The organism is Chromobacterium haemolyticum, from assembly GCF_009936155.1.
Lineage (GTDB): Bacteria > Pseudomonadota > Gammaproteobacteria > Burkholderiales > Chromobacteriaceae > Chromobacterium > Chromobacterium haemolyticum.
Genome location: NZ_AP019312.1, coordinates 4,092,604 through 4,107,657, shown reverse-complemented (window position 1 = coordinate 4,107,657; position 15,054 = coordinate 4,092,604). Strand labels below are relative to the sequence as shown.

Here is a 15,054-nt window from a genome sequence, read left to right as displayed (position 1 = left end):
CAAGGGGTCGCTTCTTGTTTATTTGTTGCTTTTCTACCTATGCCTAAATAGTCTAATTGAATGTGTGAGTAGCGATAGTTGCCGCTGAAATAGTAGTTTGACTATAGTGGGCGTGGTGTCGTCACTGCAGGTGGGCCTTATCTCATGGAAAAAAGAAATCCCCGTATCGGCGTCTTGTCTAGAGACCACTTTGATCATGCTTGTTTCAAGCTCCGATTAGGTGACCCTCTGTCTTTGCTCGCCGGTGTGGTTGACACTTATTTTTACAAAAACCTGGAGGCTCATCGTTTGGTGGGCGACTATGGTTTTGAGTCCGACACACATTTTATTGAGTCCATGGATGCATTTATTGTGCAGCGATGGTTTGTCGATAAATGTTATGTGGATTTAATGAAGGCTATTATTGATTCTAAGAAGCCAATTATTTTTGATATTGATGATTGGTTGCTAGGGTTGCCAAGTAGTAACCCAATGTATGATGACTTCTTTAAATCTACTGAGTATATTAAATGGATTTTGCCTTATTGTTCTGTGGTGACGGTGAGTACGTCAGAGCTAGCTAAAAAATTTATTGCGTATAATGAAAATGTTGTGGTGATTCCTAACTCTCTGAGCCGGTTTCGTTTTGTCGAACCAAGAGAGCGGGATGATCAGGTGGTTGTTGGGTTTGCGGGTACCAGCACTCATGGTCGTGATTTGGATTTGATTTCTGGAGCTCTGTTACGGGTTTATCATGAGTATGCCGATGCGGTGAAGTTTGTGTTTTGGGGAAATGTTCCCAAAAATATGATTGGCCTGAAAGGAGTGAAACAAGGTCCCAAAGGGGTAATGTATCATGACTACTTTTCCTATCTTGCTGATTTGAAAATAGATATTGGATTGGCTCCATTAGAGGAAGATGGATTCAATTTGTGCAAATCTGATATCAAGTGGATTGACTATGCGGTGGTTGGCGCGGCCAGCATTGTATCGGATCTGCCTCCTTATGCTGAAGCTAAAGAAAAGGGGTTGGCGCTAGCTGTTGAAAACAATGAAGACGCTTGGTTCAACGCCATTGTCTCCTTGATTGAGGACCATGCGGCAAGAAAGTCGATAGCTTCCAGAGCGCGAAACTACATTTCGCAGCAGCGTACGCTGGAAGGGGCGATTAGCCAGCATATTTCAGTATGGAATAGTGTTTTACCCAAGGCGCTTCAAATTAGCGTTCCCAGCACAATAGGCAAACCGATTATGCATTCCTCATGCCCTGAGGATGCCATCGAGGAGCAGCGCTACAAGATTTGGAAGAACAATCATCAGTTGCGTGAAGTCCATGCGGAACAGTTTGCGGAGAGAATGGTGAAGGCTTGGTCGGTGCGGCCGACATTCAACTTGGTGACAGTTGTGCCCGCTGCACAAAAGCGACGTTTAGTCGAGTCGTTGGCGGCGATGGAGAAGCAACTATACCCAAATTGGCGTTTGCTGGTATTCGCGGATTGGGAAATGCCGGATCCAGTATTTAAGAACAGCCCGCAGTTGGGCTGGGTTAGCTTGCCTACTCTGGAGGATCCGGAGCGGCTAGCCCAGGCATTCAACGATGTCGTTGCCGATTCCTATGCCGACTGGGCCATGCTCTTGCCTGCGGGATTCCGCTTGGAGCCGCGAGCACTGCTTAGGTTGGCCGAGGGAGCCCACGCTCACCCGGAGTGGATGGCGATTTATTGCGACAGTGATGTTGTATCCCCGATGGGGGAGTATTTTCTGCCTTCGTTCAGGCCAGACTTCTCCCCGGAATATTTGCGTTCCATGGACTATATAGGGGCCGCGGTAACGATTTCAACCAGAGCTTTGGTGGCTTTGAATGGTTTGCAACCTTACCCGGGCGCTTATGTTTATGAATGCCTGCTACGCTTATTCGAGTTGAAAGGGAAAGAGGCGATAGGACATGTGGATGACGTCTTGTTGTCCCTGCCATATGATAAGAGTGACATCGCCCCTCTGCCGACGGCAGCGAGAAAAGTGGCTTTGGAAAACCATGCGGCAAGATTAGGGTTGCAAGCGGAGGTGGGTGACGGTTATGTACAGGGAACCCATCATTTTGATATCAAGGTGCAGGGTAGTCCGCTGGTTTCTATTATCATTCCAACCCGGGATAAACTGGAGTTTTTGGAACCTTGCATTGAAAGTCTATTTGAGAAAACCCGGTATCAGTCGTTTGAAGTCATTATTGTCGATAATCGCTCGGAGCAGCCTGAAACTCGTGAGTTTTACGCGGATATGGCCGAAAGATTTCCTGAGCGGATCAAAGTTGTCGAGTATGACGCGCCATTTAATTTTTCGGCACAATGCAATTTAGGCGTTAGTATAGCGGCCGGTGAGTTTGTCTTGTTGCTGAACAACGATACCGAAGTCATCTTAGAGTCTTGGCTGGAGCGTTTGGTGGGGGTGGGGCAGCAAAGTGGAGTGGGGGTTGTTGGCGCGCGTCTGCTGTATCCCGAAGTGGGGCAAATACAGCATGCCGGCATCATCCTCGGGTTGCCGGGGGGAATGAGGTCTGTTGCTGATCATGTGTTTGAGCCGATGGACATCTCGGAGTCAGGGTATCAGAACCGGATTTTGACTGGACAGAACTATTCGGCGGTGACCGGGGCTTGCCTTTTGGTGAATAAAGAGATTTACCTGCAGGTAAACGGTTTGGATGAAGACAAGTTTAAGGTCTGCTTTAATGATGTGGACTTCTGCCTGAAAGTCCAAGCTGCGGGCTACCGGAATGTGTATAACCCCTTTGTGGTGTTGTACCACCATCACGCGAAAAGTATTGGCCGCACCACATCGGATCCTCGCATCGCCTTGCAGGCGGCAGTACGAGAGCGTGATGAAATGGATGCGATGTTGCGGCAATGGCTGCCGCTTATACGGCGCGACCCATTCTTTAACCGCCATTTGTCTTTGCGCGGCAGGAGGATGGAAGTGGAATGGCAGCGTTGCGTTGCCTGGGATCCAGAGTTGCCTGGACGCAAGCGTGTGTTAGGAATGCCGGTTCCTGGTGGAAGTGGTGAGTATCGATTAAGCCAGCCCCTCTCCATCCTACAAGAGCAGGGACGGCTTGATGGAGAGATTCACCAGCCGACTCAGGGGGTATTATCTGTCGTTGAGATGGCTCGTCATGCTCCAGATACCTTGTTATTGCATACAGGGATCAATGATGGAATCTATGATGCGCTGACAGCTTATCGTGAGTTCATTCCGCAGATGCGGGTGGTTTTCGGGATTGACGACTTAGTCGGTGGGACACCGGTGAAGAGTAATCTGTATGACCATTGGAAACGCTTGTATCCGGATGCGAAGCAGAGGCTTCGTAGGGTTCTGAAGTTGAGCGACGCCTTGGTGGTGTCGACCGAGCCCTTGGCCGAGTTCACTCAAGGAATGGTGGATGAGATTGTTGTAGTGCCGAATCGCTTGCGGAAAAGTGTGTGGGGGCAGTTGAGATCTCAAAGGCGGTTTGGTGCGAAGCCTCGGGTTGGCTGGGTTGGCGCGTCTCAACACAGGGGGGATTTGGAGCTGTTGCTTGAGGTTATCAAGCGAACCGCTGGAGAGGTGGATTGGGTTTTCATGGGTATGTGCCTGCCTCAATTCCGCCCATATGTGGCCGAGGTGCATCACTCGGTGCCGTTTGATCAATACCCTGAGACGATTGCCAAGTTGAACCTAGATTTGGCGGTGGCGCCGCTGGAACTCAATGCCTTTAACGAGGCCAAGAGCAATCTGCGTTTGCTGGAGTATGGCGCTTTGGGATGGCCGGTTGTGTGCACGGATATTTATCCCTATCAGACCAATGCGGCTCCAGTGTGCCGGGTGCCTAATGTGGCGGAGGCCTGGATTGAGGCAATCAGAAGCAGGGTGTATGACCTGGACGCCAGTGAGCGCGAAGGGAGGCTGCTAAGGGAGTGGGTGGAGCAGCATTACTGGCTGGAGGAGCACAATGAAGACTGGTTCCGTGTACTACATGGGTGAGCGTTGAGCTGTATGTTTTGAGGAAATGCCCTGCGATGGACTGCCGGGCATTTTTATTTTTCCATTGGAAATGTATATCAGAGGTGAAGGTCAAGGGTAGATTAGTTGAGACTGATGTTTGGTAAAAATACCATTTCGGTCAAGTTTATTAACCTTTAGACGATCTAGTAAGCATGCTGCGCAAATCACGGCGTTCCGCTTGACGCAGTTTTGATCTCTTAAGGGGAATAACATGGCTATTACCGTAAACACCAATATTGCGTCGCTGAACGCGCAGCGCAACCTAGGCAGTTCCAATAACTCGTTGCAAGTATCCCTGCAGCGCCTGTCTTCCGGCCTGCGGGTCAACAGCGCCAAGGATGATGCCGCCGGTCTGGCCATCTCCCAGACCCTGACTTCCGCCATCCGCGGTAACAACCAGGCGATCAAGAACGCCAACGATGGTATCTCGGTTGGTCAGACGGCTGAAGGTGCCTTGGGCCAGCTGGCCAATAATATGCAGCGTATCCGCGAAATTGCGGTGCAAGCGTCCAACGGCTCGGTGAGCAACACCAACCGTTCGCAGCTGCAAAGCGAAGTGGACCAGCTGACCCAGGAAATCTCGCGTATCGTGCAAACTACCCAGTTCAACGGCACTAGCCTGTTGTCCGGTGGTTCGGTGCTGACTTTCCAGGTGGGTTCTTCCGGCGCGGCAACAAACCAGGTCTCGATCTCCTCCACTGACTTGACCTCAGCCGGCACGCTGAACACCTATAGTTCCAGCTTGAGCAATACCGGCACTATTAATGTAACGACTCAGGGCGCGGCTTCCGCTGCTTTGTCGGCACTAGATACGGATATTGCGCAGATATCGAATATCCGCTCGACTTTTGGCGCGGTACAGAACCGTTTTGACGCGGTAGTCAACAATTTGCAGAACTACACTGAAAATCTGACTGCGGCTAACAGCCGTATCATCGACGTGGATTTTGCGGCGGAAACCGCGAACTTGACCAAGAACCAGATTCTGCAACAGGCTGGCACTTCGATTCTGAAAAACGCCAACTCGTTGCCGCAATCGGCTCTGACCCTGCTGCAGTAAGCTTTGGATTAACGGGCTCTGGCTGATTTGGGCTAGGGCTCGTTCACCGAGGAGCAGAGTCCTGGGCGGGGGGTGATGCAGAGGTGTCGGTAAAATTCACGTTCTGGCTGTAAAGTTTATTGCAGCGTTGACGATATGGTGAGTAAGCAAGTCGCTTTGCCCAACTGTATCTCAGGAGAACTAACATGGCTATTACCGTCAACACCAACATTGCTTCGCTGAATGCGCAGCGCAACCTCGGCAACTCGAACAACGCGTTGCAGGTCTCTTTGCAGCGCCTGTCTTCCGGTCTGCGCGTGAACAGCGCCAAGGATGACGCCGCAGGTCTGGCGATTTCGCAGACTTTGACTGCTGCTATCCGTGGTAACAACCAGTCGATCAAGAACGCCAACGACGGCATCTCTGTCGGCCAGACTGCTGAAGGCGCGTTGGGCCAGATTGCCAACAACCTACAGCGTATCCGTGAAATCGCGGTGCAGGCCGCTAACGGCTCTGTGAGCAACACCAACCGTTCGCAGCTGCAAAGCGAAGTGGATCAGCTGACCCAGGAAATCTCGCGTATCGTGCAAACCACTCAGTTCAACGGCACTAGCCTGTTGTCCGGTGGCTCGGTACTGACCTTCCAGGTGGGCTCGTCCGGCGCGACCAACAACCAAGTTTCCATTTCGTCGACTGACCTGACTTCCGCCGGCGTTTTGAATAGCTACAACTCGAGCTTGACCAACACCGGCACTGTGAGTGTGACCACTCAAGGTGCAGCATCCGGCGCGCTGTCGTCGCTGGATGCCGATATTGCTTCGATCTCGAACATCCGGTCGACCTTTGGTGCGGTACAGAACCGTTTCGATGCGGTAGTGGCCAACTTGCAGAACTACGTGGAAAACCTGACAGCGGCCAACAGCCGCATCGTGGATGTGGACTTCGCGGCGGAAACTGCTAACCTGACCAAGAACCAGATTTTGCAACAGGCCGGCACTTCGATTCTGAAGAACGCCAACTCGCTGCCGCAGTCGGCACTGACCCTGCTGCAATAAGTCTAGAATGATGGTATGAGCCAGCGGCGGCTCCGGTTGGTTGGGCAACCGGAGCTGCGCGCGTCAGGAGAGTTGCCATGCAAATACCTTCTTTACAATCACTGCCGATTGCCAACGCGGGGGCTTCTACGCCGCGGCAGCAAACGGTGGAACTGGCGCAGAGTGGGCAAGGGGCCGATAAGGCTGCTTCCGCCTTGCCGGATAATGCTCAGGCTGTCGCCGCCGCTGGGCAGGCGCAGCAGCAGCAAGCGCAGAACACCGCGGCCAAGGAAAAACCATCGGTTACCGAGCAGCTGCAGTCATCGTTGAAGCAGCTGAATAGCGTCGCCTCGCTGTACAATAACCAGCTGGAGTTCTCAGTGGACAAGGACACTGATTTGCAGGTGGTGAAAGTCGTGGACAAGGAAACTCAGAAGGTGATCCGGCAGATCCCTTCCGAGGATGCCATCCGGATTGCCAAGGCGATCGGCGACTTCAAGGGCATGCTGCTGAAGGACAAAGCTTGAGTCCCAGGAGCGGCTCAACAAAATACACATAAAGGGTGATGAACATGGCAGGGATAACAACATCGGTCGGCTCGCTCGACGTCCAAACCATCGTAAGCCAACTGATGGCGATCGATTCCCGGCCATTGGTCGCCAGTCAGAAGAAACTAGACGGCTACAATACCCAGCTCAGCGACCTTGGCAAAATTGGCTCTGCTTTGTCCGCACTGCAAAGCGCGATCACCAGCTTGTCGACGGGATCGTTCTTGCAAGCGTTCAAGGTGTCATCCAGTGACACTTCGGTAGCCGGGGTCAGCACCACCTCCGGCGGTGTAAACGGAACTTATGTCGTCAACGTAGCCAAACTGGCAACCTCCCGGCAACTGGTTTTCGACCAGTTTAACGGTGTAGATATCAAGGACGCGCAAGCGGAAATCACTGGCGCGCCTGATGAATTAAAGTTCACCATCAACGGTAAGGAACAGACGGTCAAGTTGCGGGATAAGCCCGGCGACAAAGTTACCCTGCAGTCCATTTCCGACAAGATCAACGCCGAGGGCATGGGGGTTAATGCCTCCGTTGTGAAAAACGGTGATAACTATAAGCTGGTGGTGGCGTCGACCGCGTCCGGCACCGACAATAAATTCACCATCAGCGCTGGGGGCACCGATTCGGGTTCAACTAGTGGTTCGACGCTGGCGGGTTTGACGCAAAGTCCGACCGCCGCTAATGAGTCCAAGGACGCTGGCAATGCTGACTTGACCGTGAACGGCGTTCAGGTGTCTTCCGGTAGTAATAAAGTCAGCAATGCGATTCCAGGGGTTGAGCTGGATCTGTACAAAGGCGGGGCAGGCGTTTCCACTACGGTGACTCTGAATCAGGACACTGCGGGGATCGGTAAGAATCTACAAAGTTTTGTCGACGCGTATAATCAAGTGCTGAGTTCGATCAAAGACGCGCGTGGCGGCAGCATGAAGGGCAATGCTTCGGTTTTGTCGATTCAGCAAAAACTACAGGATGTGTTGACCAAGTCTATCCCGGGAGTCGATCCGGTTAACTCCTATGCATACCTGTCCCAGGTCGGGATTGCCATTCAAAAGGACGGTACTCTCAAGCTGGATCAGACCAAGTTCAACGATGCTCTGAAAAAAGATCCGACCGCGGTCAAAAATCTATTCGGAAATACCAGCACTACCGGGATTGCGCAGTTGTTGAATAAAGAAATCAATAGCCTGCTAGGCCCCACCGGAGTCGTGGAAAGCAGCAAGACTTCTATCAATACGCGCATCAGCACCGAGAAAGCCTCGCAGGATGCGTTGACTGCCCGGCTCGCTGCGCGGCAAAAACAATATATCCAGCAATACACCGCACTGAACTCGACATTATCTAAAATGACCGCTGCCACCAATAATCTTAGCGGTTTGATGTCTCAAGTATGAATTTGGTCTCTCGTCATGACTTTACGCTGAGGTCGGATCGGGCTGAAGCGCCCGTCGGCCTAGCTCTGTTGGTGGTAACATTATGCTGAACTCCAGAATGTTGAAGCAATTCAACAAGGCTTATGAAAATGACGCCTTGAAGGCCGCGGTATACGGCGCCAGTCCGATTGGGATCGTGGTCATGCTGTACGAAGGCGCGATCAAGGCGATCATGACCGCCAGTATTGCGATCGAGGCACAGCGTTTCGATGAAAAGGCGCGCATGATTTCGAAGGCGATGGACATCATCGAAGGCCTACGCATCGCTTTGGATGTCGAGGCCGGTAGCGAGGCCGCAGTCAATTTGAACGAGCTATACCTCTATATGAAGACGCGTTTGGGGCGGGCCAGCCTTAAGAACGATCTGGAAATCCTGGCTGAGGTACGTGGGTTGTTGGAAACCATTCTTCCCGCTTGGCAGCAGGTTGACCGTAGCCAGCCCGCGGCCAGCGCGGCGGCGGGCGCATGACGACGAAGACGCGCGCGACGGCCTTGGTCCAACTGGTGGCGGAATTGGAGGCCTTGACGCTCCAGGTGTCCGCCGCGGTGTCCGCCAAGGACTATGAGCGTTTCAGCGCCTTGCAGGCGCAGCAGGAAAAGCTGATGTCCCGGCTGCTGACTTCGCTGACCCAGGAGGCGCTGTCAGGCCTGGAGGGGACTCAGCGCGACAGGCTGCGCGAACTGGTGCGGCGGCGCGAGGCCATCCAGGCCGATCTGGCGCAATGGTCGGAGGCGCTTCGCTCGGAACTGGTGCTGATCAATCAGAATTCCCGAGTGCTCAAACACTATCGTTGACCTCAAGCCGCCGCGATTGCCCAGCCAGGACGACGGGGGAGATTTGATGGCGGGTTGGCCTTGGGTTGTTGGAGGTTTCGCCATAAAATTAAGTCATGGCGGAAACTTTTCCATGGGGAACCAAGATGTCCGGCACCTTCTTCCCATACCTGATGGTTGTGCTCTGGCTGATGCTGGCCATGGCGGTAGCGTATGTTTACTGGCGAGTGCTGCGCTTGGAAACCAAACGCGACAGCTTGACCACCATGTATCTCGACCAGCAGCAACAGCAGATCAGCGCTATGCAGCGGGATATGTCGCGCCTATTGTCCCGCATGGAGCAGCAGGCTCACGGGGATGTCGGACTCAGCCCTTACAATCAAGCTATCGAGATGATACGCCAGGGCCTGACGGCTTCCGAAGTGGCCTCCCGCTGCGGCATTTCCCGCAGCGAGGCCGAGTTGATCGTTTCCCTGTATCGAAATAGTCCCACCTCATGATTCCGTCGATCAATACCGGCGTCTTGCCGGCGCAGCAGATCAACCCCTCGCAGCTGTTGGGCGAGGGCGCCAAGCTGTTGCTGGAAACCGCGACCCTGCCCAGCCGGTTGCCGACGCTGCTGCTGGGCGAGCAGGTGACCGCGCGCGTGGCGGACCGGCTGGACAATAACCAACTGGCGGTATTGATCAAGAATTCGCTGTTCACGCTGAACCTGCCTCAAGGCGCGACGGTGAGCGGCGACACCTTGCAGCTGAAAGTGGCGTCCTTGCAGCCGGCGCTGACCTTTTTGCTGCAGGACGGCAGCAAGGAGAGCACGGAGCAAAACAAGGCCAGCTCGGTGCAGGTGGCCCTGAGCCCTGCCTCCAAGTATCTGACCCATTTGTTGTCCACCCAGACCAGCGACGCCGGCAAGCCGGTGCTGGTCAACGCGGCGCAGCAGCCGCCGCCCAAGGTGGCGGAGGATTTGCAGCAGGGTGTGGCCAAGAGCGGCTTGTTCTATGAGTCTCATCTGAAGGACTTCGCCGACGGCCGCACCAGCCTGGCCGAGATCAAACAGGAACCGCAGGCCAAAATGAGCCAGACGTTGGCCAGCTCCGAGCACGCGGCTGCCAGTGCGCGGCCGCAGGCTCCGACTCAGGAATTGGGCAATCTGGTGCAAAGGCAGCTCAATGGCCTGGAAAACCAGCAACTGCAGTTTCAGGGCATGGCCTGGCCCGGCCAGCCGATGCAGATGGTGATAGAGCAGGAAAAGACCGAGGCCGACCGCGAGGGCAACGGCCAGCAGGAGATGCAAGCCTGGTCCACCAGCCTGTCCCTGAATCTGCCAGCGCTGGGCGGCATGGCTGCGCGCATCCGTCTGGTGGGCCAGACCGTGCAGGTGTCTTTTGCCGCCGAAGACGAACAGGCGGGACAGCTGATCACCCAAAACGCCAGCCGGCTGGAGGCGGGTTTGGCCTCGGCTGGTCTGGCTTTGGCCAGCTTGGTGGTGAAGGACGATGGCGCGGCCGCCGAGTGAGGACAAGCGCCGCTCGGCGGTGGCTTTGTCTTACCAGGAGGGGCATCGTTCTCCCAAAGTCGTCGCCAAGGGCTATGGCGAGCTGGCCGAGCGCATCATCGACCGCGCGCGGGAAGCCGGCGTGTTTGTCCATGACTCCCCGGAGCTGGTGTCCTTGCTGATGCAGGTGGACCTGGACAAGAATATCCCGCCGGAACTCTACCGCGCGGTGGCCGAGGTGCTGGCCTTCGTCTATTTTCTGGAGCATCACGCCTCCGGCAAGGATTATGAGTTCGAGGCCTGGTTGGGCGGGCGCAAGCCGGCGCCCTTGCCCGAGCCCTGATTTCCCTTCGCCGCGCGCTGGCGTTGCGGCGCGCTTCCCCTTATCCTCGATGAATGTCGTCGTTTTCATCTTGGAGTCGCAAATGAAAGTCGGTTATATCGGTCTGGGCATCATGGGCCGTCCCTGCGTATTGAATCTGCTGAAGGCGGGCCATCAGGTGGCGGTGTGGGCGCGCAGCCGCGAACGGGCGGAGGATGTGTTGCAGGCCGGCGCCAGTTGGGCGGCCAGCCCGGCCGAGCTGGCAGGCCAGGTTGAGCTGTTGATCACCAATGTGTCGGATACCGCGGATGTTGAGCAGGTGTTGCTGGGCGAGGAAGGCGCGGTTCACGGAGCCAGCGCGGGCCTGGTATGCGCCGATATGAGCACCATCGCCCCCAATGGCGCGCGCCGCATTGCGGAAAAGTTGGCGTCTTTCGGCGTGGACTTCCTGGACTGCCCGGTTTCCGGAGGCGAGGTGGGCGCTGTCAACGGCACGCTAACCATCATGGTGGGCGGCAAGGCGGAAGCCTTGGAGCGGGCGCGGGCGGCCTTGCAGGCCATGGGGCAAACCATCACCCATATCGGCGCCAGCGGCGCCGGTCAGGTGGCCAAGGCCTGCAATCAGATCGCGGTCGGCGTCGGGGTTGCCGCGGTGGCGGAAATCATGAAGCTGGCCCAGGCCTGCAATGTTGATCCCGCGCCGGTACGAGCGGCCTTGCTGGGCGGTTTTGCGCAGAGCAAAGTGCTAGATATCCATGGCCAGCGGATGATAGATGACAATTACGCGCCAGGCTTCAAGGCTAAGTTGCACGCCAAGGACATGCGCATCGTGCTGGAGACGGCGCGCGAGCAGGGCATCCGTTTGCCGGAAGCCGAACGGGTATCGGGCCTGATCGATCAGCTAGTGGCCGAGGGCGAGGGCGAGTTGGATTCGTCGGCGATCGCCAGGCTGATCTGGCGGCTGAACTGAGCCGGAGGATAAGGACCTGTTCCCGATCTCGTGAGCACGAGCGACAAAGGCGAAAACAAGCAAAAAAGCGGAATGGTCGAGGGGGACATGAGCGTTTTGAGCTTGTTTTCGTCGTATCGACGCAGCGCAGCAGACCGGGAATCGGTGCTTAAGAAAACGGCGAGGCTCAGCCTCGCCGTTTTCGAACAGCGGTGAGACCTGAGGACGCCTCAGGCGACTTTGTCCTTCAACTGCTTGCTGGGCAGAAACACCACTTTACGCTTGGCGGCGATCTCGATGGTTTCGCCGGTCTTGGGGTTGCGGCCGGTTCGCGCGGCGCTTTCCTTGACTTTGTACTTACCCACCACGGTGGTGATTTCATCGCCCTTGGCCAACGCGTTTTGCAGCACTTCATCAAAAGCGCCCAATACGCGGAGCACGTCGGCCTTGCTCAGGCCGGATGTTTCCGCCAATGCCGCGATCAGTTCTGCTTTGGTCATGTCTTGGTCTTTCCCTAAGGTCTAGGAACGCTTGCTGCAGCGGCTTTGGCCGCCGGCGCCGTGCTTACTCGATATTCTGGATCTGCTCGCGCATCTGTTCGATCAGGACTTTCAGCTCCACCGAGGCTTGGGTGGTTTCGGTGGATACCGATTTGGACCCGAGAGTGTTGGCTTCGCGGTTCAGTTCCTGCATCAGGAAGTCCAGGCGTTTACCGGATTGACCGCCGGCCTTCAGGATGCGGCGCACTTCGCTCAGATGGGTGCTGAGGCGGGCCAGTTCTTCGTCGACGTCTATCTTCTGCGCGAACAGCGCGAATTCCTGCTTCAGCCGGTCTTCGTCGATATTGCCCAGCGCTTCTTGCAGGCGGCTGGACAGTTTGGACATATGAGCGTCCAGAATGGCCGGCAGCTTGGGTTTGATGGCGACAACGATGGCTTCCATGCCGGCGATGCGCTCCTCCAGCACCACCTTCAGCTTTTCACCTTCACGGCTGCGCGAAGCGTTGAAGTCCTTCAAGGCCACGGTGAGGCTTTCCGTGCACAGTTGTTGCAGCACTTCCGGCGCCAGTTCGTTGGTTTTCATCACGCCAGGCCAGCGCATCAGTTCGCCTACGGACAGGCCGCGGTTCTCCCCCGCTTGCTCGCGCACCTGCTGGGAGACTTCGATCAGGCGCTGCAGAACGCTCTGATTCAGTTCCAGCGTCGGCACGGCGCTGTCCACCTGATTGATGCCGACGCGGCATTCCAGCTTGCCGCGGCTGACTTTGGCGGAAATCAGCTCGCGCAGTTGAGGTTCTATCACGCGCAGCTCTTCCGGCAAACGCATTTGCAGATCAAGGTAGCGGTGGTTGACCGAGCGAATTTCTAGGCTAAGCAAGCCGCCGGGAAATTCCCTGCTGGTTGCGGCAAAGCCTGTCATACTTAAAATCATCAGACACCCCCTTAGATGAGCGGATTGTTTACATTCTCAAGGCTGGGCCCGAATTGCTTTGCTAAGCTCAATCCAAGGCCTGTGGACACTATAACAACTGACATCCCATGACTCAATCGAACCAGCAGACAGCCCTGCCGGCCGGCTCCCGGCTGGGGGAGTACACGATTGTCCGCCAACTCTCTGTGGGCGGCTTCAGCGTTGTCTATCTGGCCTTGGACGATCAGGACAATAAGTTCGCGATCAAGGAGTACTTGCCGCGCAATCTGGCGCTGCGGGACGAGGATGGGCACGTGACGGTGCCACACGAGCTGGATCGGGAGGCTTTCAATCTGGGCTTGAAGTGTTTCTTTGAAGAAGGGCGGATTCTCTCCGGCATTTCCCACCCCACCGTGGTGCGCGTGATCAATTTCTTTCGCGCGAATCAGACGGTTTACATGGTGATGGAATATGCCGACGGTCGTTCGCTGGTGCGCGAGTTGGAGCTCGCTGGCGGCCGGCTGGACGAGCGGCGTTTGCGCAAATGGTTCGCCGCGCTGTTGTCCGGGCTGCGCGAAGTTCATCTGCAGCGCCTGCTGCATCTGGACATTAAGCCGGCCAATATCTATGTACGCCGCAACGGCGCGCCGTTATTGCTGGACTTTGGCGCGGCCAGGCAGACTTTGTCGCGCCGCGACAAACATTTCGCCTCGATGTACACCCCCGGTTTCGCTGCGCCCGAGCAGTATGAGAAAGATGCGCCGCTTGGGCCCTGGACTGACATCTACGCCTTGGGTGCCTGTCTTTATGCCTGCATGGGCGGCGGTACGCCGCAGATTTCCAAGGAACGCAAGGAAAGCGACAGGCTGACGCCGGCGAGCAAGGCGTTTCGTCATTTGTATTCCCGCGAGTTGCTGGAGTTGACCGACCAGTGCCTGGCGCTGTCTCCGGAAGAGAGGCCGGCCACGGTGCCGGGGATGCAAAAGCGTCTGATGGCGGAGGAGTACAGTCCGCCTGAAGAGTTGGCGGGCAGTAAGTGGGTGGGATGGATAAAAAACCTGACTGGCGGACGCTCATGATGAGGGGATCGGCATGAAACTATCCATTTATCAGGAAAGCCGAATCGGCGGGCGGGCGTATAACCAGGACAGGTTGGTGATTGCGCATTCTCGCGATGCCGTGATGCTGGCGGTGGCGGACGGCATGGGCGGGCATTTGCGTGGAGAGGTGGCGGCGCAGATCACGGTTGATCTGCTCAGCGAGTTGTTCTATCAGCAAGCCACCCCGCTTTTGACGCATCCCAACCGTTTTCTGGTCAACGCGGTGAGCACCGCGCATCAGGTTATCCTCGACTACGCCGCAGATCATAGGCTGCCTGAGGTGCCAAGTACCACGGTGGTGGCCGCCATCATCCAGCAGGGTCAGTTGTATTGGTGTCATGTAGGCGATTCCCGGCTCTATCTGCTGGATGATAAGGGGCTGCGGCTGCGTTCACGCGACCATTCTCAGGTGCAACGCCTGATCGATCAGGGCCAGTTGAGCGAGGATGCCGCCAAGGTGCATCCGGAGCGTCACAAGATCTACAACTGTCTGGGGGCGGCCAGCGATCCGGACATCGATGTCGGCGAGAAACAGAGCGTGGGCGCGGGGTGCTCCATCCTGCTGTGTTCAGATGGCCTGTGGTCGCAAGTCATGGACCCCGAACTGGAAAAGGTGTTTGTCCGACGAAACGTCAGCCAGGTGTTGCCGGCGTTGATGAATGTGGCGGAACGCCGCGCCGGCGCGGGAGGAGATAATTTGTCCGCGGCGGCGGTGACCTTGCTGGACGAGACGCAGGACTACGGCGAGCGCGAAGACGTGCTGGACACCGAGAAGGCGACACCGCGTCAGCTGGGACGGATGATTCTGGATTCCAACCTGGAAACCATGCATCAGGAGATTCTGGCCAGCCGGGTAGCGGGCAAGCACGACTGAGCGCCTGCGCCGGCAGCGACGACTGTTATAATCGTCGGCATTTCCCGTTCTGGACGATG

At 56.0% G+C, this 15,054-nt stretch carries 15 protein-coding genes; 13 read left to right on the top strand and 2 right to left on the bottom strand.

The window, feature by feature from the left end:
* Window positions 1-144: 144 nt before the first annotated feature.
* The 11 genes from GYH29_RS18820 to GYH29_RS18770 all read left to right on the top strand — a co-directional run bounded on the left by GYH29_RS18820 (window position 145) and on the right by GYH29_RS18770 (window position 11,632).
* Window positions 145-3,993: a glycosyltransferase gene (locus GYH29_RS18820; protein ID WP_232060421.1), complete on the top strand. Its 3,849-nt coding sequence runs from the start codon at window positions 145-147 to the stop codon at window positions 3,991-3,993.
* A gap of 232 nt (window positions 3,994-4,225) precedes the next feature.
* Window positions 4,226-5,074: a flagellin N-terminal helical domain-containing protein gene (locus GYH29_RS18815; protein ID WP_043591110.1), complete on the top strand. Its 849-nt coding sequence runs from the start codon at window positions 4,226-4,228 to the stop codon at window positions 5,072-5,074.
* Window positions 5,075-5,259: 185 nt separating this feature from the next.
* A complete protein-coding gene (locus tag GYH29_RS18810; protein WP_043591108.1) occupies window positions 5,260-6,108 on the top strand; it encodes a flagellin N-terminal helical domain-containing protein in 849 nt (282 codons plus the stop codon).
* A gap of 77 nt (window positions 6,109-6,185) precedes the next feature.
* On the top strand, window positions 6,186-6,614 hold the full coding sequence (locus GYH29_RS18805) for a flagellar protein FlaG (RefSeq protein WP_019100108.1): 429 nt from the start codon (window positions 6,186-6,188) through the stop codon (window positions 6,612-6,614).
* A 44-nt stretch (window positions 6,615-6,658) separates the two neighbouring features.
* Window positions 6,659-8,032: a flagellar filament capping protein FliD gene (fliD, locus tag GYH29_RS18800; RefSeq protein ID WP_043591150.1), complete on the top strand. Its 1,374-nt coding sequence runs from the start codon at window positions 6,659-6,661 to the stop codon at window positions 8,030-8,032.
* A 97-nt stretch (window positions 8,033-8,129) separates the two neighbouring features.
* Window positions 8,130-8,540 (top strand): flagellar export chaperone FliS, encoded by a 411-nt coding sequence (gene fliS / locus GYH29_RS18795; RefSeq protein ID WP_019103817.1) that lies wholly within the window; start codon window positions 8,130-8,132, stop codon window positions 8,538-8,540.
* Window positions 8,537-8,866 carry a hypothetical protein gene (locus tag GYH29_RS18790; protein ID WP_019103816.1) on the top strand — a complete coding sequence of 110 codons (330 nt, stop codon included), beginning with the start codon at window positions 8,537-8,539 and terminating at the stop codon, window positions 8,864-8,866. Before fliS ends, GYH29_RS18790 begins: the two co-directional genes overlap by 4 nt.
* A 125-nt stretch (window positions 8,867-8,991) precedes the next feature.
* The gene (locus GYH29_RS18785) at window positions 8,992-9,345 is read left to right on the top strand and encodes a DUF2802 domain-containing protein (RefSeq protein ID WP_039756323.1); all 354 of its coding nucleotides are present in this window, start codon (window positions 8,992-8,994) and stop codon (window positions 9,343-9,345) included.
* Complete coding sequence (gene fliK / locus GYH29_RS18780) at window positions 9,342-10,361, top strand: flagellar hook-length control protein FliK (protein WP_019103814.1); 1,020 nt, start codon at window positions 9,342-9,344, stop codon at window positions 10,359-10,361. The genes GYH29_RS18785 and fliK overlap by 4 nt, the downstream gene beginning before the upstream one ends.
* A complete protein-coding gene (locus tag GYH29_RS18775; RefSeq protein WP_019103813.1) occupies window positions 10,342-10,683 on the top strand; it encodes an EscU/YscU/HrcU family type III secretion system export apparatus switch protein in 342 nt (113 codons plus the stop codon). The genes fliK and GYH29_RS18775 overlap by 20 nt, the downstream gene beginning before the upstream one ends.
* An 82-nt stretch (window positions 10,684-10,765) precedes the next feature.
* Window positions 10,766-11,632, top strand: coding sequence for an NAD(P)-dependent oxidoreductase (locus tag GYH29_RS18770; RefSeq protein WP_019103812.1), 867 nt, complete (start codon window positions 10,766-10,768; stop codon window positions 11,630-11,632).
* A 209-nt stretch (window positions 11,633-11,841) separates the two neighbouring features.
* Here the strand turns inward: GYH29_RS18770 and GYH29_RS18765 are convergent, their stop codons facing one another.
* Window positions 11,842-12,111 carry an HU family DNA-binding protein gene (locus GYH29_RS18765; protein ID WP_019103810.1) on the bottom strand — a complete coding sequence of 90 codons (270 nt, stop codon included), beginning with the start codon at window positions 12,109-12,111 and terminating at the stop codon, window positions 11,842-11,844.
* A gap of 64 nt (window positions 12,112-12,175) precedes the next feature.
* Window positions 12,176-13,042, bottom strand: coding sequence for a YicC/YloC family endoribonuclease (locus GYH29_RS18760; RefSeq protein ID WP_039756321.1), 867 nt, complete (start codon window positions 13,040-13,042; stop codon window positions 12,176-12,178).
* Window positions 13,043-13,149: 107 nt separating this feature from the next.
* On the opposite strand from GYH29_RS18760, the gene GYH29_RS18755 reads away from it, so the two are divergent.
* Both GYH29_RS18755 and GYH29_RS18750 read left to right on the top strand, forming a co-directional pair.
* Window positions 13,150-14,100 carry a serine/threonine protein kinase gene (locus GYH29_RS18755; RefSeq protein ID WP_019103808.1) on the top strand — a complete coding sequence of 317 codons (951 nt, stop codon included), beginning with the start codon at window positions 13,150-13,152 and terminating at the stop codon, window positions 14,098-14,100.
* Window positions 14,101-14,113: 13 nt separating this feature from the next.
* On the top strand, window positions 14,114-14,995 hold the full coding sequence (locus GYH29_RS18750; protein WP_019103807.1) for a PP2C family protein-serine/threonine phosphatase: 882 nt from the start codon (window positions 14,114-14,116) through the stop codon (window positions 14,993-14,995).
* Window positions 14,996-15,054 lie beyond the last annotated feature (59 nt).

Bases quoted from the DNA above. Each gene is read 5' to 3' on its own strand.
- fliS (WP_019103817.1), top strand. From the start codon at position 8,130: ATGTTGAAGCAATTCAACAAGGCTTATGAAAATGACGCCTTGAAGGCC.
- GYH29_RS18760 (WP_039756321.1), bottom strand. From the start codon at position 13,042: ATGATTTTAAGTATGACAGGCTTTGCCGCAACCAGCAGGGAATTTCCC.
- GYH29_RS18765 (WP_019103810.1), bottom strand. From the start codon at position 12,111: ATGACCAAAGCAGAACTGATCGCGGCATTGGCGGAAACATCCGGCCTG.
- fliK (WP_019103814.1), top strand. From the start codon at position 9,342: ATGATTCCGTCGATCAATACCGGCGTCTTGCCGGCGCAGCAGATCAAC.
- fliD (WP_043591150.1), top strand. From the start codon at position 6,659: ATGGCAGGGATAACAACATCGGTCGGCTCGCTCGACGTCCAAACCATC.
- GYH29_RS18805 (WP_019100108.1), top strand. From the start codon at position 6,186: ATGCAAATACCTTCTTTACAATCACTGCCGATTGCCAACGCGGGGGCT.
- GYH29_RS18775 (WP_019103813.1), top strand. From the start codon at position 10,342: ATGGCGCGGCCGCCGAGTGAGGACAAGCGCCGCTCGGCGGTGGCTTTG.
- GYH29_RS18810 (WP_043591108.1), top strand. From the start codon at position 5,260: ATGGCTATTACCGTCAACACCAACATTGCTTCGCTGAATGCGCAGCGC.
- GYH29_RS18755 (WP_019103808.1), top strand. From the start codon at position 13,150: ATGACTCAATCGAACCAGCAGACAGCCCTGCCGGCCGGCTCCCGGCTG.
- GYH29_RS18790 (WP_019103816.1), top strand. From the start codon at position 8,537: ATGACGACGAAGACGCGCGCGACGGCCTTGGTCCAACTGGTGGCGGAA.
- GYH29_RS18815 (WP_043591110.1), top strand. From the start codon at position 4,226: ATGGCTATTACCGTAAACACCAATATTGCGTCGCTGAACGCGCAGCGC.
- GYH29_RS18785 (WP_039756323.1), top strand. From the start codon at position 8,992: ATGTCCGGCACCTTCTTCCCATACCTGATGGTTGTGCTCTGGCTGATG.
- GYH29_RS18750 (WP_019103807.1), top strand. From the start codon at position 14,114: ATGAAACTATCCATTTATCAGGAAAGCCGAATCGGCGGGCGGGCGTAT.
- GYH29_RS18820 (WP_232060421.1), top strand. From the start codon at position 145: ATGGAAAAAAGAAATCCCCGTATCGGCGTCTTGTCTAGAGACCACTTT.
- GYH29_RS18770 (WP_019103812.1), top strand. From the start codon at position 10,766: ATGAAAGTCGGTTATATCGGTCTGGGCATCATGGGCCGTCCCTGCGTA.